Annotated in this window: 18 protein-coding genes; 1 reads left to right on the top strand and 17 read right to left on the bottom strand. The window is 46.4% G+C overall.

The features are described 5' to 3' along the window. Window positions 1–94: 94 nt before the first annotated feature. The 17 genes from E5358_RS12585 to E5358_RS12505 form a co-directional block, all read right to left on the bottom strand. On the bottom strand, window positions 95–469 hold the full coding sequence (locus tag E5358_RS12585; protein WP_135940528.1) for a hypothetical protein: 375 nt from the start codon (window positions 467–469) through the stop codon (window positions 95–97). A gap of 236 nt (window positions 470–705) precedes the next feature. Next, the gene (locus tag E5358_RS12580) at window positions 706–2,352 is read right to left on the bottom strand and encodes a tetratricopeptide repeat protein (protein ID WP_135940527.1); all 1,647 of its coding nucleotides are present in this window, start codon (window positions 2,350–2,352) and stop codon (window positions 706–708) included. A 331-nt stretch (window positions 2,353–2,683) separates the two neighbouring features. Then, entirely contained in the window at window positions 2,684–5,863 is a 3,180-nt protein-coding gene (locus tag E5358_RS12575) for a glycoside hydrolase family 2 TIM barrel-domain containing protein (protein WP_135940526.1), read from the bottom strand. Between the two features lie 130 nt (window positions 5,864–5,993). Beyond that, window positions 5,994–6,473, bottom strand: coding sequence for a 2-C-methyl-D-erythritol 2,4-cyclodiphosphate synthase (gene ispF / locus E5358_RS12570; protein ID WP_135940525.1), 480 nt, complete (start codon window positions 6,471–6,473; stop codon window positions 5,994–5,996). Between the two features lie 119 nt (window positions 6,474–6,592). Then, entirely contained in the window at window positions 6,593–7,783 is a 1,191-nt protein-coding gene (porV, locus tag E5358_RS12565; protein ID WP_135940524.1) for a type IX secretion system outer membrane channel protein PorV, read from the bottom strand. 109 nt (window positions 7,784–7,892) lie between these two features. Continuing rightward, complete coding sequence (gene porU / locus E5358_RS12560) at window positions 7,893–11,447, bottom strand: type IX secretion system sortase PorU (protein WP_277821296.1); 3,555 nt, start codon at window positions 11,445–11,447, stop codon at window positions 7,893–7,895. Between the two features lie 13 nt (window positions 11,448–11,460). Continuing rightward, window positions 11,461–12,099, bottom strand: a complete 639-nt coding sequence (locus tag E5358_RS12555) for a fumarylacetoacetate hydrolase family protein (protein ID WP_135940523.1) — start codon at window positions 12,097–12,099, stop codon at window positions 11,461–11,463. 158 nt (window positions 12,100–12,257) lie between these two features. Then, the gene (gene tsf / locus E5358_RS12550) at window positions 12,258–13,250 is read right to left on the bottom strand and encodes a translation elongation factor Ts (RefSeq protein WP_135940522.1); all 993 of its coding nucleotides are present in this window, start codon (window positions 13,248–13,250) and stop codon (window positions 12,258–12,260) included. 86 nt (window positions 13,251–13,336) lie between these two features. After that, on the bottom strand, window positions 13,337–14,134 hold the full coding sequence (rpsB, locus tag E5358_RS12545) for a 30S ribosomal protein S2 (RefSeq protein WP_135940521.1): 798 nt from the start codon (window positions 14,132–14,134) through the stop codon (window positions 13,337–13,339). 149 nt (window positions 14,135–14,283) lie between these two features. Continuing rightward, complete coding sequence (gene rpsI, locus E5358_RS12540; protein WP_135940520.1) at window positions 14,284–14,670, bottom strand: 30S ribosomal protein S9; 387 nt, start codon at window positions 14,668–14,670, stop codon at window positions 14,284–14,286. Window positions 14,671–14,683: 13 nt separating this feature from the next. After that, window positions 14,684–15,145, bottom strand: coding sequence for a 50S ribosomal protein L13 (rplM, locus tag E5358_RS12535; protein WP_135940519.1), 462 nt, complete (start codon window positions 15,143–15,145; stop codon window positions 14,684–14,686). Window positions 15,146–15,386: 241 nt separating this feature from the next. Continuing rightward, window positions 15,387–15,860, bottom strand: a complete 474-nt coding sequence (locus E5358_RS12530) for a hypothetical protein (RefSeq protein ID WP_135940518.1) — start codon at window positions 15,858–15,860, stop codon at window positions 15,387–15,389. 4 nt (window positions 15,861–15,864) lie between these two features. Further along, on the bottom strand, window positions 15,865–16,737 hold the full coding sequence (locus E5358_RS12525; protein WP_135940517.1) for a hypothetical protein: 873 nt from the start codon (window positions 16,735–16,737) through the stop codon (window positions 15,865–15,867). A gap of 54 nt (window positions 16,738–16,791) precedes the next feature. Then, window positions 16,792–17,256, bottom strand: coding sequence for a hypothetical protein (locus tag E5358_RS12520; RefSeq protein ID WP_135940516.1), 465 nt, complete (start codon window positions 17,254–17,256; stop codon window positions 16,792–16,794). 26 nt (window positions 17,257–17,282) lie between these two features. Then, window positions 17,283–18,155 (bottom strand): hypothetical protein, encoded by an 873-nt coding sequence (locus E5358_RS12515; protein WP_135940515.1) that lies wholly within the window; start codon window positions 18,153–18,155, stop codon window positions 17,283–17,285. A 54-nt stretch (window positions 18,156–18,209) separates the two neighbouring features. Next, window positions 18,210–18,677 (bottom strand): hypothetical protein, encoded by a 468-nt coding sequence (locus E5358_RS12510; protein ID WP_135940514.1) that lies wholly within the window; start codon window positions 18,675–18,677, stop codon window positions 18,210–18,212. Between the two features lie 25 nt (window positions 18,678–18,702). Next, the gene (locus E5358_RS12505; protein ID WP_135940513.1) at window positions 18,703–18,978 is read right to left on the bottom strand and encodes a hypothetical protein; all 276 of its coding nucleotides are present in this window, start codon (window positions 18,976–18,978) and stop codon (window positions 18,703–18,705) included. Between the two features lie 241 nt (window positions 18,979–19,219). On the opposite strand from E5358_RS12505, the gene E5358_RS12500 reads away from it, so the two are divergent. Continuing rightward, the gene (locus tag E5358_RS12500; protein ID WP_135940512.1) at window positions 19,220–20,149 is read left to right on the top strand and encodes an Rpn family recombination-promoting nuclease/putative transposase; all 930 of its coding nucleotides are present in this window, start codon (window positions 19,220–19,222) and stop codon (window positions 20,147–20,149) included. The last annotated feature ends 128 nt before the right edge of the window (window positions 20,150–20,277 follow it).

Raw genomic sequence — 20,277 nt, 5'->3', positions numbered from 1 at the left:
AGAAATCAAGGCAGATGGAACTATTTTAAATGATTTCTTATCCCGAACTCGCGTAAAATATTGCAATTGTTAGTCCTTTTTTGATACAACTAAATCATAGTGCTATATATCCTTCAAGCTCATACTGCCCGAAAACGAAGCGGATGATGTACTCACCTGACAAGCCTGCCGGCAGCTGGCAACTTGTCTCTGAGGCAGAAATATACTGGCAGAAAACTTTCTCCTCAGTGGAAGCATCCACAACCTCAAACGTGCAATCACTCGCAAATGCAGGGAAAGAGATGTTGTTTCCTTCAAGATACGCAATAGGACATTTTACTGGTGCCCGCTTAATGCCTTTCTTGTAAGTTGCGTCATCACTATACGAACAAGTCAATGGAACTTGAGACGGCAACACTACCGGTTCTTCGCATAATACCATTTGCGAAAAACCGACCGCCATAAAAATTAATAATAGTAGTTTTTTCATAAGTTTGAAATTTGTTGTACATTTTTGTTTAACGGCTGCAAAGCCAATGCAAACCGAGAGCAGTTGAGCTTGCTCAGGACTGCCGAGGTGCAGCTTGGCTTCTGTAAAAGTACAACAAATTTCAAATTAATTGCGTAAAAAGGGAGTACAATTAGTACATGGATTTCAATACACAATAGTATAATAACATAACAATCAAAGATTTACACAAAAAGTACAATTAGTACATTACAGCATTACAGCTTGGAAATGTTGTGTGTGAAAGTCCTTGCTCCCGCTTCATTAAAGATTTTCTTGTTCAAACGACTACGCAGATTTGTGACATTCTGCTTCGTCATATCCATCAGCACAGCTATCTCCGAAGGAACAAAACCTATGCGTGTCAGAACGCAAACTCTTAGTTCGTCATCAGTTAAATGCACTGAGGTTGCTTCAAGTGAAACAAGGAAATCCGGAAGATGATTGCCAACAACATCTATCAGTGCAGACCATTCCGCTGTGGTTGGCTGCGTCAATTTGGAAGCATGGCTGTGCATGATAGTGACAATTTGATGCTTTTGAAGGTTTTGTTCCCAGGCAAGCCTGTCGACATCCAAATTATCACGGTACATAGAAAGGTCTTTCTCCAACTCACCAATTTTCTCCAATAATGAAGCCTCATAGGAAGCTCCATTCTCCTTGTATTTTTTATATTCAGCCAAAGCCTCATTGTAATCATGCAATGCCAAGGCGTATTTGCTGTTAAGTTCTCTTTTTTCTGCAAGTACCTTTTTTCGGTACTTTATATAAAAGGTGTAAATTGTGCCAAGAACTAATACTGATGCCACAAAGCAAAAGAACAATATGCGCCATAGATTTTGTACTTCCTTGGATTTTTTCAAAGCCTCCTGCTGGTGAGAAGAATAGTCGTAAAGGGATTGTGTCCTGCCCACTTCCTTTGCAGAGTTCCTTATGTTTGCCGTGTCATTGGCATCAGCGTAAAGTCTTGCGTATTTCACGACAGAGTCAGCCTGATGCAAGTCCATATAGACCTCCATCAAACCTTTATAACCATTCTCGAGGTTCATTATTTCCTTATCATAGGAGACAAGTTTCCTATAATAATAAAGGGCAGAGTCTATGTTACAAGATTTATGATAATATTCTCCTAAACAATAGTAAAAGAGCTCGCATCCTTTTTTCATATTACCATTCTTGTCCACCAAACCTGATTTTGAAACATATTCGTCAATCTCACATTTTGACTCGTCCAAGGCATTTCGTTCCAAATTATAAGATATTGTGGTAGCCAATTCTGATGCAGCCAAGGCATCCTCACCAAGTGCTTTGAATGCTTTGTATGTCTTTTTGGAAATATCTGCAGATTTTTCTTTATTGCCTGCCAGTCTATACGTACTAGCAATTCTTCCCAGACAGTGCACTGCCATAAGTGTATCTTTGGCATTCCTCGCCATGGTAATAGCATTATTCCACATTTCCAATTCTTTCTTTGGATAGCGTTGCTTATGGAACAGTTCCGCCATTTGGGCATAGATTCTTCCCAACAGTTCATAGTTGCAGTTGTTGGAGGTGGTGTCGGCAAGGTTTACGGCTTTCATGTAGTATTCCAATGCCGTAGGACTGTTGCCCTTGTCGCGGTAGACACAGCCCTGCATGTAGTTTGCGCGGATGCGTTCCTCTTCCGTGCCGTGGGAGTCATAGAAGCGGAGGACAGAATCCATAAAAACAGCGTTTTTCATTGAGACATAGTCAGAGTTCATCTTCTCTGCTTTTGTGAGCAACTCGCTCATACGCTTCCTTTCTCCGGGGCTGACGCATGAAGACAGTGTGGCAGCTACCATAAAAGCCACAACGAGGGTATAAAGTCTGTGTTTAGTTCGCATTGTCATTTATGTATGGCGGGCAAATTCTTATCCCACATGCAAAGGTAATGATTTTTCGCATAAAAATACACATTATGATAGTAAAACTCCGATTTTAACGATATTTTTACATATACACGGCGTGATGTATACCTTCTTTGAGGCATGTTTCTCCAAGAATAGAAATCGCTCTAAGAAAAGAAAGGTAACGGTTTGCATGGTAAAAGATAACACTTTATACGACAAAAGGTTACCTTTCACAGTGCGAAAGGTAACCTTTTAAATTACAATTTGTATTAAATTGATTTACAATGTATTACAACAATGATTTCTTATTAACAGCCATGACGCATCAATATGCCACGCGGATATGCAGGCGATGTTTCTTGTTCTTGTCGATACTGTATTTCTTCAGCACACCGGGACCACAGGAACTGTTGCCGATGCCAAGCACGGCGCAGTCGATGGTGAGGATGGTGTAGTCGCCTTCCTTCAGCTCATGGTCGTGGCGCACGGAGGCTATGTCCTGCGGAGTATAGTGGAGGGCGGAGAAAGAGAACGGCGCATCGACGGCTGTCACACGCACTTTCCTGCCGGAAGCGGTGGCGAGTTCCACGTAGGAGGTCTCGCGGTGGTTGCCACAATCCTGCGGCACAGGGTAATGGGCGTACTCATCCGTCACCTTTGAACGCCACAAACCAATGTGGCAGGAACGCCAGCGGTCAGGATATGTGTCCCACGGGCCGCGACCGTAATATACCAGTTGTTCGTAATCCTTTGGCAGGCGGAGCTGCAGACCGAGGCGGGGAAGCTCGGGAAGCTCACCACGGAACTCGTATTCCTGTACGATGTCAAGTGGAGAACTTGTCTTGCTGTTGCCGTCAGCGGCATTGCTGAATGTCGTTGTGACAACTATGCTGCCCGCAACGTACTTGTATTCCTCTACCCTGATTACACTGCCGTCGCCATTGAGTTTCTCCTCCAGAACGCTCACTTCAGGCGAGTCGAGACGGTTTTTCTTCCAGTCCTTGGCAAGCCAGTTGCCGAAAGACTTGTCATTGTCTGTCGGAGCGCGGAACAATGATGCGGAAACCGCCGCACGCAGTGCCTTGGCGTCCATGCCCGATTTGCCGGCTTTCTGCATCGGCTGTGCCTTTGCGAAGTCCAGAACATCACCTGAGAGGCAGAACTGTTCGTCGGAAACCTTCATGCCGTCACGCATTACGGTGAGGTTAAGGAGTGTCTGCGCACCGGCTTCCGCCTTTGTTGGCAAGCCTTTTATCGTCAGAAGGGCACTGTCGCCCGGCTGCACTTCAGGCAGAAGGATGTCAAACGGTTTCCTTGTTTTGCCGTTGACAATGGCTTGTCCGCTGACCTTGTAGCTGTCAAGGGTTATGTGGTGGTTGCGGTTTATGACATAGATTGCATCGCCATGCTTGCTGAACTGCACCGGAGAATAGACATGCTGAACCTCGTAATACTTGGCTGTCAGTTCGCGGTCGCACTTGACAACACCGTTAAGACAGAACGCCTTAAGATTAGGCTTGTCGCCGAAATCTCCGCCATAAGCCACCCAACGGCGGTCGCCGGAAGGCTGTTTGCCTGTCGCTTTTGCCACAGTACCTTCCGCAGGGACAATGATTCCCTGGTCAACCCAGTCCCAAATGAAGCCGCCAAGCATACGCGGATTGGAATAAATCTCGTCCCAGTATTCCTGGAAATTGCCGAGTGCGTTGCCCATGCAGTGGGCGTATTCAGATGTGAGGACAGGGCGTTGGTCGAGGATTGGACCATTGACGGTGTTGATGTGCCACTTGCGCTGCGCTATGCCAAGCAGGAATTCCCAGCGCGCATTCTCTGCACGTTCCTTGTCACTTCCCTCCGGCACTCCCGGATTGAGATACTCCTGCATCACACGCGGATAGAAGCGCGAGATGACATCGACACACTCAGGGTCGGCTATCTCCTCTGTGCCGCCGACACTTCCCTGCGCTCCCTCGTAGTGGACGAAGCGTGTGGGGTCGAACTCATGGAGCCATCCCGCCATGGCACTGTGGTTTGCGCCATAGCCACTCTCGTTGCCGAGACTCCAGAACACTACGGAAGCGTGGTTCTTGTCACGCTCCGCAACGCGGATCATGCGGTCCATCATTGCGTCGTTCCAGTCCGGTGTGGAGGTGAGCTCACCACGCACGCCGTGGTTTTCGGCATTCGCCTCGTCAAGGACATAGAGCCCGAGGGAGTCGCAAAGTTCATACCAGCGCGGTGTGCTCGGATAGTGGGATGTGCGCACGGCGTTGATGTTCGCCTGCTTCATGAGGCGGATGTCCTGCAACATGCGCTCTTCGGTCATCACACGCGCCTTGAAAGGGTCGTGCTCCAGACGGTTGACGCCACGGAAACGCACCTGCTTGCCGTTGACGAGGAACATGCCCTGACGGATTGCGAGCTGTCGGAAACCTATTTTCTGAGTGACGCACTCTGTCGGTTGTGACGCGTCAGGTGACATCAACTGTATCTTCAGTGTATATAGATAAGGTGTCTCCGCTGTCCATGGGTGCACATTCTTCACGAGTGTGTCAAGGCGCGCAAACTTCATTCTGCCACGCTGCGGATACCATTCGTTCATGACCGCGCCCTTATGGTTAAGGTTAAGAACCGGCTCGGCGTCGGTTTTCATCGCCACAACTTCCTTGCCATCGGCATCGAAGAGTGTCGCCACAATGGAGTATCCTTTGGCATCGTTGCCGTCAAGGGACTGTAGCTTTGGGTTAATCTGAAGGTGGAAATTACGGTATGTGTCGTCCGCAGCAACGGTGCGCACGGCAAAATCACGCAGACGGAGTGCCGGTGTGTGGAACAGTGTGACACTTCTGTGGACTCCGGCGAAACGCCATGCGTCCTGATCTTCGAGGTATGAGCCGTCACTGTACTTATAGACCGTGAGTTCAATGTCGTTCTCCTTTGCGCCTTTATTCAGGAACGAGGTGATGTCAAACTCTGCCGGAGAGCATGAATCCTGCGAATAGCCTACCCTATTTCCGTTGACGGAGACATAGAACGCTGACATCACGCCGTCAAAACGGATGTATGTATGTCCGCCGTCCGACAGCCATTCGGCAGGGACGGTGAACTTGCGGCGGTACTGTCCCGTAGGGTTGCGCTCGGTGAATGCTGTGTAGGCCTGCTTCGGCTCGTCCATGACGAAAGGCGGATTGACCTTGAAGGTGTAGCCGGAAGAGGAGTAAACCGGTGTGCCGTAGCCGGAGACTTCCCAAATGGCAGGCACGGCGATTGTGCCCCACTGTGCCTGCTCAATCTTTTCAGGGACAGGTGCCCAGCGGAAATCCCACTGTCCGTTGAGTGTCATCCGGCGGTCGCCGGGCGTGGAATGGTAGGGAATGAATCCTGCACGTGCAGGTTCGCGGTTGATTTGCAGCACGTGGTTATCCTCGTAAACAGCCTTCTGGGCTGTACCGGGTAACGAGGATAAGATTGCGAGGAGTAATGGTAGAAATTTTGTCAGTCGCATTTGATAAGGTTATGTTGGTAGTTTGATAAATTGTTTCGGTCATATCAATCCTGACAGTATTGTCAACCATGTCAGGATTGTCTATATTGACATAACTGCCAGTACTGTCATTATTGTCGTTACAATCCACTTAATCCTTCTCGATAAGCACCACGGCATAGGCGGAGATGCCCTCTTCCCTGCCGGTGAAACCGAGTTTTTCGGTGGTGGTTGCCTTTATGGAGATGTCCTCTTCGTCACATTCAAGGACTTCGGCAAGGCATTTCTTCATCGCCGGGACATGGGGATTGATTTTCGGACGCTCGGCACAGACGGTGGCATCGATGTTGCCGAGACGGTAACCTTTCTGCGCTATGAGGTCACGGGTCTTACGCAGAAGGATTTTGGAATCTATGCCGTCGGTCTCCGCTGCCGTATCCGGAAAATGGAAACCTATATCACGCATATTTGCGGCACCGAGCATGGCGTCGCAAATGGCATGGATAAGCACATCGGCATCGCTATGGCCGAGGAGTCCGAGGGTGTGTTCTATCTTTATTCCGCCAAGCCAAAGGTCGCGGTCTTCAACAAGTTTATGGACATCAAAGCCCATTCCTATACGGATGTTCATTATATTGTTATTAATAGGTTAGTGGTTGTGGTTTTTTCCTTTTTACAGAAATGAATGCTACAAAGTTAGCATATTTTCCTGAGAAGTGCAAATAAAAAAGGATTTGTTCGGCAGAAACATTAGCGTCTGCCAAACAAATCCTTTATTCCGTCCATGTCGAATGCAAGTGAGAAGCGCAATGTCTGGTCAAGCGGACTGCTATTCGCCTTGGAGACGACATAGCCCACATCGAGCGAGAAGACATTCATTCTGAAGCCCGCACCGACAGTATAGTACTTTCTGTTGCCTTTGCTTTCTGCCTCATGGTGGTAGCCTGCACGGAGAGAAAACTTGTCATTGTAGACATATTCCGCACCGATACTCCACTGAATCTCATCAAGTTCCTCCTTGAAACCGCCGGGAGCGTCGGAGAAACTCTTGAACATTCCGGAGATTGAACCTATGTCGTAATACACCTCATCGGCATATTCGTCAAGCGTCGCCGCCGTTGTCTCGCCATTGGCTTTTGCCTCCTCGTATTTCGCCATTGACGGATAAGACGGCACAAGCAGTTTGTTGGCATCGGCGGCGATGGTGAAACGGTTGTACTCATTGATAGGTATCATCAAGGAAGCACCGAGTCGGAGGTTTGTAGGGATGAATTCCGAGCGTGTAGAGCCTCCGAAAGTGATTTTTGAACCGATATTGGAGACGTTCAGACCAAGGCCGAGCTGGCACTCACGGCTTCCAAGATTGATGTAATCCTGATAGTAGCAGGCGATGTCTGCACCGAATGCTCCTGAGGCAGATGTCTCCTCTGTCTGGCTGTAAGACATGTCGGAACGGAGGTAGCGGACGGCAGCTGCAAGGGAGAATTTCTCACTGAGCATCATGGAGTATGCCACATCGAGAGACATCTCGTAAGGCTTTATGGACATGCCTTCGTCAGTATCGCTGAAAAAAACCTCACCAAGCGAGAAATAGCGGATAGAGCCAGAGATGGCGGAATAGTCGCCTATACGGTAGTAACCTGCAAGGTAAGCGATATCCATATCTCCCACAAGCTGGCGCAACCATGGAGTATAGTTCAGGGAGACTCCTGCCCTTGAGATGCAGAACGGATATTTTGCCGGGTTCCAGTACTGTGAGGCCACATCCGGGTCTGTTGCCGCTCCGACATCACCCAAACCGCCACCACGGGCGTCAGGCGCAATGGTCTGGGAGACAAGGGCTGTATGGATAGGGTTAAACATGTTACGCTTTTCATCTTGAGCAGAGGCTGTCAGAACCGCAAGGAAAAGCAGTAGTAACGTGACTGTTTTCTTTGTCATTATTGTATAGTGTTTTGTTTGCTTGTTAAAGGTATTTATCCTCGCATTGTTATGGCACTGTCACACGAAAACATGCATGCTTCATGCAGAGGGCTTTGTGCGGAAGGCATCAGTCGTCAAGTATGACAATCTTCTTCGCCTTTGTTGTTCTTGAACCGCCGTCGCTGGAGAGTCGGGCACGATAGAGATAGACTCCTGTAGCCAGACGACAGCCATCGGAGGTGCAGCCGTCCCAATCCAGGCGTGAGGCAGCTATGTCTGAGCCGGCTGTTTCTGAGATTCTGTGCAGCAGACGCCCGCTCATGTCAAAGATTTCGATGTCTATGTCGACAGGAGAGCCTGCACGGTCGTGAGAGACAATGAACGTGGTCAGTTCGCGGACAGGGTTCTTTGTGGTTGTGACATCAAGATAGTTCGGGTCAAGTCCTCTCACGACATTGAACGACAAGGTTGTCGTGGACGGATTGTTCAATATGTCCCAAGCACGGAAACGGAGAGTATGGCGCCCCTCACTCAACTCCGGTATGCTGAAATGCACTGCACCGGAAGTGTATGTTCCGAAATCATACAGGAAACTGTCATTGAGGTTGTAGGTCATTGCGGCGTCATTGTCTATGGTCAGCTGCATGTCATGACCGATACCGGCACCTGAGGCGTTGATGCCGTTGTTGTCCCTAATCTCTGCAACAAAGTACGGAGTGGAGTTGACATTTCCGCCATTGACAAACATCGGAGAGTTAAGGTAGCAGTACAGGGAAGGACCTATGGAGTCATTGAACACCTCTTCTGTGCCTCCGACAAGGAACCTGTCTGTCTCTCCATTGGCAACCTTTGACGCATCACTGTTGTAGGCGAACATTGTCACAAGACCGTTTTTGTCAGAGTAGTTTATGTCCTTTGAAACAGCGAAATTGACCACAAACTTTCCTTTTCGCACACTGTCGGTTCCGGAATAGAGGACTTTCGTGCGGTCAGTGTATTTGAATGGCGAGTCGTCTGAGTTCCCCAACGTTGTAAGCTGTTCGGCATTGTCGCGTATCATCACAGAGATTCGTCCGTCAAAATCGTCCACGGCTTCTCCGTCTTTTGAGATATGTCCCACGACACGCACTTTGCCATTGGCGCGGATTGTCGGCATTTCACCACGTGCAAGGTCAGCGTTGTTGATGCTGTCAACAACACATTTGTATAATGGCACGTTAAGAGCGAGTGCAGGGTCGCCAAGCAATGAATAATGGTGCTTGTTCTTCGTCCTGTCAAGACCTAATGTTGCGAGCTGCGTTTTTGCAATCATGTTAGCCTCGCCCAAGGTTGTGCGCTTACCGTTCTTTACGGTAAGCAGGGCTTTCAGGAATTCATCGTTCATGTATTTGTTGTAGAAAGCCAGCACTGTGCGCGTTGTGCCGAAAAACGCAACGCCACCACCTTTCTCATTCAGGATTACCGTCTCGCCTATCGTGGAGGTATTTCCGTCAAACGGTCCGACATCACATGAGGCTGTTATCCATAAAGGAAGGTTTGTGTTACGGAAGTCCGCAAAGTCTGTAAGGCGCAGCACATACTCATGGGAGATGGACTCCGGTGCGCCGTGACCTACATAATCCATAATCAGTGCACCGTTCTTCTGCTGTGTCTTTATGATGTTCTCTACCTCAGGATAGCGGTTTCCTGTGGATGACATTGTGCGTTTATAAGCGTCCCAATACACCTTTTTGACATTGTAGCCCGGAAAATCCTTGATGATACTGTCAGCTACGGAGTTAATGTCAGTCATGTGCAGATTGTTGTCTCCGTCATCCCCAAGGAACATCATGATGTTCTGCCAGTCGCCGACATTTTTGTTTTCGGCATAGGAGATTGTCTTATCGACAAGGATTTTCGCTTCACCGGGTGTCGTTACCGGGAATCTTCCTATCGCAATGTCAGGAGTTCCGGTATAGTTATTATAGCCATTTCCGATATATTCATTATCATCAAGCATGGCGATGAAATCATCGGAAACGAGACAGTTTTCTGCATTGTATGAGTTCTCACTCTCATAGCAAAGCAGCAGATTGTCAGCATTTATGCCTCTACATCCTGATGAGAGAAGGCGGTTGTCCCACTTGCTGTCACCGAAAAGGAGAAGGTATTTCGGAGATTTCTCCTCATCGCCACGGTCATAGAGCATCTTCATGTAACGGCGGTATGCTGAGACATCAGGCGTTCCGCTTGAGAACTCATTGTACAGTTCGTCAGCAGGAACAATGCGGACAGATAGTCCGTCATGCTTTTCGTGATGCTCTTTAATGCGTGTTGCCTGAGCCAGCAAGGTTTGGGATGTCGGTATGATTATTGTCATATCGACTATTGAGTCGCCATGATGATCCTGGTTCATGATACGATAGACATACTCTGCCGAAGGGAATGTCCCGTTCTGCAAGTCCGGAGCAGGGCGCGGAGTTGATGTGCGGAGGGAGAGATAGTCAAGACGCAACGGTCCTCCGGAAAGGCATGTCAGCGTTACGGTGTCAGTAGGATGTGTATTCACATTGTATGTCACTGTGGTGAACATCGCCTTGTCATACTGTGACAGGGAGATTGTTGTCTCCTGATATTCTTTGCCGTTGACCGTCAGGCGGAATGTGCTGTTTGTCCCTGCCGTGACACAAGCAGTCAGCACTCCGGAAGTGTCGTCTCCCAGTGTGTCCAAATAATATGTCTTGCTACTGCCAAGAGCTATTTGTGCAGCTTCAACAAGGTTCCTCCCCCCTTCATACCACGCATATTCATCGACCTCATAAAGACTGTGATAGTCGTCGGCAATAGGATAATTGGCTTCCAACAGCTCTGCATCACTAACCAACAGTGGCTCTTCATCTGTCTGGGTGATGAAATAATAGCCTTTTGAGGAATACGGATTTCGAGTTCTGACATTGGATGTTGTGCTGTCCCATGACACCGGCCCCTTGGCAAAAAACAAGCGTCTACCATTGACAATGCATGAAGGAACTTCCTGCAAATCATCCGTTTTCGTGATATAGTCCGGCGAAAGCACCTCAGGCACAAGATTTCCGCCATAGCCGTAAATCTTCACCTTGTTTATATCGGTGAACCCTGCCCGTTTCACAACATTATCGGTGAGTTGGTAGAACCCTGTTGACGGTACTGCAATCTTTGCCCATGTTCCTTCCTTCAGCACAGAATGGGTGGCATAGCGTCCTATCGCATCAAGTTCTACAGACGAGGAACGCTGGCGCATATTGCTCTTTGCCTTGCCTGAATCTGCTTTCGGGAAAGTTTCAACCTTCAGCATAAAACTGACAAGGAAACGGTATTTCCCGTTATGGAAGACCACCGGCGTCAGTGAGAAAAGCATATAAGGGCGCTTCTTGTTGACAATGACGGTTTGCTCCACCTCAGGAAGCGAAGGTGGGATTTCTCCTGACAGACGGCTGTAACTGTCTATATCCTTCTGTGACATCTCCAAAAATTCCGGATAAAGAATCTCACAGACATATACAGAATCCTCATAGTCAAGCGGCAACGGCATACTGTGGTTGACCTTCGGAAGTATGGAATCAACATTGACATCCTCTGCCGTAAGGTTAAAGAATCGCTGTGCTCCGACTGCTTCCGCTGTCAGAACAAACAATATAATCAATATGTAGCGTGCCACTTTCATAATTCTGTAATTTTTATTTCACGTGGAAATCAAGGACTTTGCGCCCTTCTATATAGCCTTCAAGGTGGTTGCCTATGCTCACAGGTCCAACACCTGCCGGAGTGCCAGTATAAAGAAGGTCGCCTGTCTTCAATGTAAAGTACTGCGAGATGTACGCTATCAGATGGTCAACAGTATGAATCATCTCCGAAGAGCATCCTTCCTGCACTGTGCTGCCGTCAATGTCAAGGTTGAAATGTATGCCCTGAATGTCAAGAAACTTTTCTTTCTCTACAAATTCTCCGATAACAGCCGAGCCGTCAAAGCCTTTGCATATCTCCCACGGCTGTCCCTCATCACGCAGTTTTTTCTGCAACTCACGTGCAGTGAAATCTATGCCTACCGTCACAGCATCGTAGTAACGGTGGGCGAAACGCTCCGGAATGCTCTTCCCAAGGCGGCAGATACGCACCACAAGTTCTGTCTCATAGTCCACCTGCCCCATGAACTCCGGAAGGAAAAACGGCTTGCCATCCTTCAACAGAGCTGAGTCTGCCTTGGTGAAAATGACAGGATTGCGCTCTGCGGAATCACTCGCACTCTGTTGTAATAACGCAGTTTTTATCTCTTTATTGTGTAGGGCATAGTTCATGCCCACTGCAAATATCTTCATAACAATGAAAAAAGCGCCAGTACCGAGTATGGCACTGACGCGGATATGTTGTTTCAACAAGGTGGAAACCAAAGGATTCCAACCCTTAAAAACTCAACAAAACAGATTCCGCAGCCCTGCCCACAAAGGCAGTATCTATTGGAATCCTCAAGGACTTATTAGTCTGCCTGAAGAGTGAAACGCTTGAAAGCGACCACAGTAAGATCCTTGTCTGCAGCCTGGAGGTACTGTGCCACTGTCTGCTTAGAGTCCTGGATGAACTCCTGGTTGAGGAGACAGCACTCCTTGAAGAACTTGTTGACACGACCCTTTGCGATGTTCTCAATCATCTGCATGTTGAGGCTTGCTGCCTTCTCTGCAGAAACTGTAGCGATTATTTCCTTTGCTTTGGCAACATCCTCAGCAGTAATCCAGCCTTTGCCCATGTTTGACTCCATGTGATCCTCAGAGTCAACGTGTGCAGGATTGATACCTGCTTTCTTCAGTGCGTTCTCAACAGCCTTCTGAACCTGCTCCTGCTTAGACTTCTCTACAGCAACATTGTACTCTTCGTCGATAGTAGCCTGTGGTACAGACTTCTCATCAAGAGCAACAGGGTTCATAGCTGCAACCTGCATTGCAACAGCGTGAGCCGGCTCAGCAGCCGGCTTGTTGGTCTGCACGAGTGTACAGAGACCGTTGCGGTTCATGTGGTTGTAAGCGTCGATGTTGTCACCCTCAAGGAACATGTATCCGTCGAGTTCCATCTTCTCGCCTGTAACGCCAGAGCGCTCAACTACAGCATCAGCAACCTTCTGTCCGTTAGCAAGAACGAGTTCAGACACTTCCTCAACAGACTTTGCCTTTGCTGCAACAGCAGCATCGAGGATGTCCTGTGTCAGTTTGATATAGTCTGCGCCATTTGCAACGAAGTCTGTCTCACACTTCAAAGCGATGATAGCAGCGAAGCCCTCACCTACTTTTGCGAGTACACAACCGTTAGATGTCTCACGGTCAGCACGCTTTGCAGCGATAGCCTGACCCTTCTGGCGGAGGATATCCTTAGCCTTGTCCATATCGCCCTCAGCCTCTGTGAGAGCCTTCTTAACATCAGCAAGACCGGCACCTGTCATGGTGCGGAGCTTCTTGATGTCTTCCATTGATACAGCCATTGTATTTCTTGTATTTAAAGGGTTAATAAGATGTAAAGATGCAAAGCGGTTTTGCATCTTTACATCTGTGTTCTTTTGAAATAATATTACTCTGCAGCAGCTTCTGCCTCAGCCTTGCGTGCACGACCTGCGCGCTTCTTGCCCTCAGCAGCTTCCTCTGCCTGCTCAGCAGCAGCTTTCTCGTCAGCCTTCTCAGCCTTGCGCTCCTCAAGACCCTCTGCGATTGCCTGGCAGCAAGCACCGAGGATAGCGTTGATAGAGTCCTTAGCGTCGTCGTTTGCAGGGATTGGGAAATTAACCTTATTAGGGTCAGAGTTTGTATCGCAGATAGCGAATACAGGGATTCCCAAACGCTGTGCCTCAGCGATAGCGATATGCTCCTTGGCAACGTCGATAACGAAGAGTGCAGAAGGGAGACGTGTCAGGTCAGCGATAGAGCCGAGGTTCTTCTCAAGCTTAGCACGCTGGCGTGAAATCTGGAGGAGCTCACGCTTAGAGAGGTTTGAGAATGTGCCGTCAGCCATCATCTTGTCGATGTTCGTCATTTTCTTGATAGCCTTACGTATGGTAGGGAAGTTGGTGAGCATACCACCGGCCCAACGCTCGTTAACGTATGGCATGTTTACGCTTGCAGCCTTCTCGGCAACAATGTCCTTAGCCTGTTTTTTAGTAGCGACGAACAGGATTTTCTTTCCTGACTTTGCGATTTGCTTGAGAGCCTCTGCAGCAGTGTCTGTCATTGCAACAGTCTTGTGCAAATCTATGATGTGAATGCCATTGCGCTCCATGAAGATGTAAGGAGCCATAGCCGGATTCCACTTGCGGCGGAGGTGTCCGAAATGACAGCCTGCCTGGAGTAACTGGTCAAAATTTGTTCTTGCCATTTTTCTTTGTTTGTTTACGTTCTTTTTTAATTCTTTGGTTAGAATCAGCCGACGAGTAGCCTTGCGGGTCTCACCGGTTTAGATACTAAACTGCTGTTCTCTTTTGCGAAGCCTTTACTATTATATATAACAATATGGGCAATCCCAATTTAACGCTTAGAGAACTGGAAGCGACGGCGTGCCTTTGGCTGACCCGGCTTCTTACGCTCAACAGAACGAGCGTCACGTGTGATGAAGCCTGCTGCGCGGAGAGCCTTCTTGTCGTCAGCGTTAATCTTAACGAGTGCGCGTGCGATAGCAAGGCGGAGAGCCTGGCTCTGGCCTGTGAAGCCGCCACCGTCAAGGTTAGCCTTAATGTCATACTTCTCTGCCACCTCAAGGAGCTGCAGTGGCTGCTTAACCACGTACTGGAGGATAGCTGATGGGAAGTACTGTGTCAAATCCTTCTTGTTGATTGTGATCTTGCCTGTACCTTCTGTGAGATACACACGAGCTACAGAGCTCTTACGGCGACCGAGTGCATTAATCTGTTCCATCTTTACCTGCTAATTATTTGTACTGGTTAATATCAATAGCCTTTGGCTGCTGAGCCTGCTGCTGGTGCTCTGTTCCCTCATAGATGTAGAGGTTGTTCAAGAGATGACGGCCGAGCGGGCCTTTTGGGAGCATGCCCTTCACTGCATGACGGAGCATCTTGTCCACACCGTCCTTCTTTGTACGGAGCTGTGCAGGAGTAGTGAAACGCTGACCTCCAGGATAGCCTGTGTAACGAGTGTAGACCTTGTCAGTCTCCTTCTTGCCGGTGAAAACGACCTTAGCGGCGTTGATGATGATTACATTGTCACCACAATCTACGTGAGGGGTGAAAGTTGGCTTGTACTTACCGCGGATGAGCTTAGCTACCTTAGAAGCGAGGCGACCAACCACCTGGTCTGTTGCGTCAACCACAACCCACTCCTTCTTTGCTGTCTCCTTGTTTACGGAAATAGTCTTGTAACTTAAAGTGTTCATTTCTTTGATTAAAATATTACTACTAAAAAACTTTCTTCTGTGCCGAGATTCCCTAACCGCCATGCACGGCCAAATGCATGACTATTAACACTACGACACATGGAGGCTCTAAGAAAACCTCCAGGCATAATCGGACTGCAAAGGTACAACTTTTTAAATACATACGCGCATACATGTACACGCGAAAGCATGTTTTTTAAATTTAAATAACAGTTGAAATTATAAAAACACACAACAAAGTTCACACATCACACCCTATGCTGCGGAAAAACTCACGCATATCATTGTTGAAACGCTCTTTGTCGAAACTCTTGCGGATAGCAACTGGATATTTCAGCTGTTCCAAGAAGTCCATGACAGTATGTGCAATAATATTGTAGCCTTCTTGTTTGGATGAATTACAAAATTCATTAAAATCCAAAATCAGTTCACAGTTCAGCTGCTTATACCACCGTAAAGGTTCATCTGTCACAACAATTGTTTCTTTTTCACTAAAGATTTTTTCTTTATAATACTTTGGTTTGTGAGGTGTGAAGAAGAATAAGAATTCATTCCTTACACATATCATGCCGATGGAATAGTTTTCAACAGCTTTTGAATAAGACAATTCAATAAAATGTTTTGTCATCAGCTCGTTCAATTCATTAATCTCTGCAAATTTTGATGATTCTTTCACATCTAAAGATGTTGGATTTATAAATAACTCTATTTTCATATTTTTATCTAAAAATTTTATTTCCTGGAGGCAAATGCCCATTATCTATAACATATTGGTATATGTACATTTTTTCTTTAATCTTTATTTCCATTTGATTACCCCAGTATAGAGGCTTCATAATCAATCTATTATCAATCTCATTCTTAGAATACCTTTTTCCTCCATTAATAGTTTCCCCATATTTCCACACATCACCCGTATGCAGATAGGTTTTCCCTTTTCGCACATCTGCATAATATCCATCTTTAGTTGCAACAAGGGCATAGGTTATACCTTCCTGATTATTTTTGAACACTCTACGCATTATGCCGGCTATTTCTCTATCTCTTTTCATTACCAATTCCCTATTGTCATACATGAAACCGAATGCAGCAACACCATAAGCGGCAGGTATAAGGACATTGTCTCCAATTCCGATTCCCGTTAAATCATCGGCTACCAATCCCATGGAAACCGTGGTGGCATATTGGAACGAACGGAAGTTCCATGAAGCATTCTCTATCGCTTCTTCGACCGCAGGCGTTGGGTCGGTGGAATAGTTTCGTATGCCGCCACCTCCGCCGGCGGCTGTGCTCCAATGGAAATCATACTTCCAGCCTGTCCCCACTCCGGCTCCAAGTCCTGCTCCGGCAACAGTAACACCGGCAGACACATAAGGAGTCGCAACGGTTCCGGCAAGCGCAAACCCACCACTTGCCAATGCGCCTCCGGTCAGTCCGCCAAAAGCCATGCCAAGGTAAGTAGTAGGAGAACGGTAGTTCCATGCAAAAGGATTCAGCTCGCCATGGTTGGATGCAACACCACCAAGGTAAACTCCGGCAATAATAGCCAAAACACCAAGAAAAGACTCGCCATCCTTATCAACATAGCGCAATGGGGCTGTAATGCGGCAATGAGAATTGCCACCTTACTGCCCTGTCACGACATTTCAAACATCACACCCTATACTGCGGAAGAACTCACGCATGTCATTGTTGAAACGCTCTTTGTCGAAACTCTTGCGGATAGCGATTGGATATTTCAGCTGTTCCAAGAAGTCCATGACTGTATGTGCTATGATGTTGTAACCTTCCTCCTTGGAGGTGTAGGCAAATGATTTGTCCAAAGCTATGCCACAAATGTATTTTCTTACAATACGAATCGAATCAAAATATTCCATTCCCTTAGGAGGAGTAATCGTTTTATCACGATAATATTTGGGGCGAGCAACCATCTTTTTATCCCATTCATCACCTATACAGGTTAAATCAATTTCATATATCTCTACATCTTCCGAATAAGACTTGTCTTTAAAATACTCCAACATTAATTTTCCAATTTCCTCTATTTCTGCCACTTTACCTGTTCTACCTAAAACTAAAGAAACATAAAACATACTTAATTTCATTTCCATGATAATATCTGTTTTTGAATAATGTATTATCTAAATATTCTATTTCCTGGTGGTAATTCTCTGTTAACAAGAACATATCCATAAATAAAGTATTTTTCCATTATCTTAATAGTCATTTGATTTCCACGAAACAATTCAAGCATGTGTAAATTGTTATTCCTATACATTTCATTATTATACCTATTTTTATAATTTGTTGTCTCACCATATTTCCACACATCACCCGTATGCAGATATGTTCTTCCTTTTCGCACATCTGTATAATATCCATCTTTTGTCGCCACAAGGGCATAGGTAAAGCCTTGATTAGGCTTGAATATACGATTCCTTATACCCTCTATTTCCTTATCCCTTTTCATTATCAGCTGCGCATTGTCATACATGAAACCGGCGGTCGCAACACCGTAAGCAACAGCTATAAGGACATTGTCAGCAACCCATAATCCGGTAACATCATCAGCAACCAATCCCATGGAAACCGTGGTAGCATATTGGAACGAACGGAAGTTCCATGAAGCATTCTCTATCGCCTCATCGACTGCAGGCGTTGGGTCGGTGGAATAGTTTCGTATGCCGCCACCTCCGCCGGCGGCTGTGCTCCAATGGAAATCATACTTCCAACCTGTCCCCACTCCGGCTCCAAGTCCTGCTCCGGCAACAGTAACACCGGCAGACACATAAGGAGTTGCAACCGTTCCGGCAAGCGCAAACCCGCCGCTCGCCAATGCTCCTCCGGCCAGTCCTCCGAAAGCCATGCCAAGGTAAGTCGTAGGAGAACTGTAGTTCCATGCAAAAGGATTCAGCTCACCATGGTTGGATGCAACACCACCAAGGTAAACTCCGGCAATAATAGCTAAAACACCAAGAAAAGACTCGACATCCTTATCAACATAGCGCAATGGGGCTGTAATGCGGCAATGAGAATTGCCACCTTACTGCCCTGTCACGACATTTCAAACATCACACCCTATACTGCGGAAGAACTCACGCATGTCATTGTTGAAACGCTCTTTGTCGAAACTCTTGCGGATAGCAACTGGATATTTCAGATTCTCAAGGAATTCCATGACTGTATGCGCTATAATGTTGTAGCCTTCTTCCTTGGAGGTGTAGGCAAATGCTGTGAACTCCAAAAGAATTTCACAACAAAATTCTTTGACAACCCTTACAGGACTTAAGAGTTCCAACCCTTTAGGTGGATTGAGAACTTTGTCACTAATATAGTATGGACGTGAAATACGATCAAATTCCGGATCAAAAATAACGCAAACCAGCGAAATACTATAAGTATCAACTTTCTCGGAATAAGTCTTATCCGCAAAAAAGTCTTTCATGAGTTTTTCAATTTCACTTATATCACTTTTTTTCAAAGTTTCGTCCAACCCCTTCCAATAATAAGATAAAAAAAAATCAACTTTCATAACATTGGTGTGATTAAATTATTAACTATCTAAATACTTTGTTGCCAGGGGGCAATGTCCAATTTTGAATAAAGTAATCATATAGATACATTTTTGTTGGATTCGGATAAATACGGATGTACTTCTCTGAAAGCATTTCAGAATAGTATGTCGTATCTGATTTCTTTGGCAATGCTTTCGCAGCCATTGTTATCTCCCTTTTTACACGATTCCCTGCATTGTCATAACTGAAACTCAGACTTTGAGAGAAAGATGCATAAGGCATAATTACCAAAAACAATATAAAAAAGAATGTTTTCATATAAGTATTTATTTTCGTACTATTGTACAATCTTACTAAGTTGTACATTTGTTGCCAAACGAAATTCTGTTGTAGTATTAGGTTTCGGTTACAAAGGTACAATTATTTTCTGAAAATAATGTATAACAGATATATCTTTTCATTTTCTGCTAAAATAATACATTCATTTCTTTGCACAATGAAATAAAAAGCGTATCTTTGTCACAAAATTCATTCTCACACGTTTAATTCACAGACACTTATGGTACCATTTGAAGAAGAGGCAAGATACATCAATCCATATACAGACTTTGGATTCAAACTGCTGTTCGGCACAGAATGCAACAAGGAATACCTTTTGGAATTCCTCAACGCTCTGTTGCCCATGGAGCAGAAAATCAATGACATCACTTACCTCAATGCCGCACAACTTGGCGACACGGAGTCGGAAAGGAAATCTGTGTTCGACGTTTACTGCCATTGCGACGACGGCAGCTATGTCATTGTTGAAATGCAGAGGGCTGCGCAGGCGTTCTTCAAGGACAGGTGTGTCTACTACTCTTCCTTCCCCATACGCCAACAAGGCAAGAAGGGGTTGTGGGACTACAAGCTTTCCGCTGTCTATACGGTCGGAATACTTGATTTCAAGTTTGACGACGATGAGGAATACTATCACCATGAGGTGCAACTGATTGACAAGAACTCCGGCGAGGTGTTCTATGACAAGCTGACCTATGTGTTCCTTGAAATGCCTAAGTTCAAGAAAACCATCGGGGAATGCACGACCATAATGGACAAATGGCTGTTCGTGCTGAAGAACATGGCGCGACTGCTCGACAGACCGATAGAACTTCAGGAACGCATCTTTGAACGTCTTTTCCGCACGGCAGAGATTGCCAAGATGTCGCGCCAACAGCTTTACGAGTACGAGGAGAGCTTAAAGAACTACCGAGACTGGAGGAATGTGCTTGACAACGCACAGTACGAAGGGCATATCCTTGGACTTGAAAGAGGACTTGAACAAGGACTAAAAAAAGGAAGAGCCGAAGGTATTGAACAAGGAAGAACGGAAGGCGTAAATGCCGAGAAACGTGCAACAGCCATCCGTATGCTCTCACTTGGCATGGATGATGAGACCATCTCGCAAATATCAGGACTGCCGGTACAAGAAATCAAAGCATTGAGAGACTAACCTCATTGTCTCATTTTTCATACAAACAATAACAGCCCGAAGGTTTTTCAAGCAACCTTCGGGCTGTTATTGTATTACCACTACCCCTCTATGGCTCAGCGAATAGTCACAATTATCTCAATGAAACC

Source organism: Palleniella muris (genome assembly GCF_004792655.1).
In the GTDB taxonomy this organism is placed as follows: domain Bacteria; phylum Bacteroidota; class Bacteroidia; order Bacteroidales; family Bacteroidaceae; genus Prevotella; species Prevotella muris_A.
Note: the sequence above shows the minus strand (reverse complement) of the source record. Positions and strands in the feature narration are given on the sequence as shown.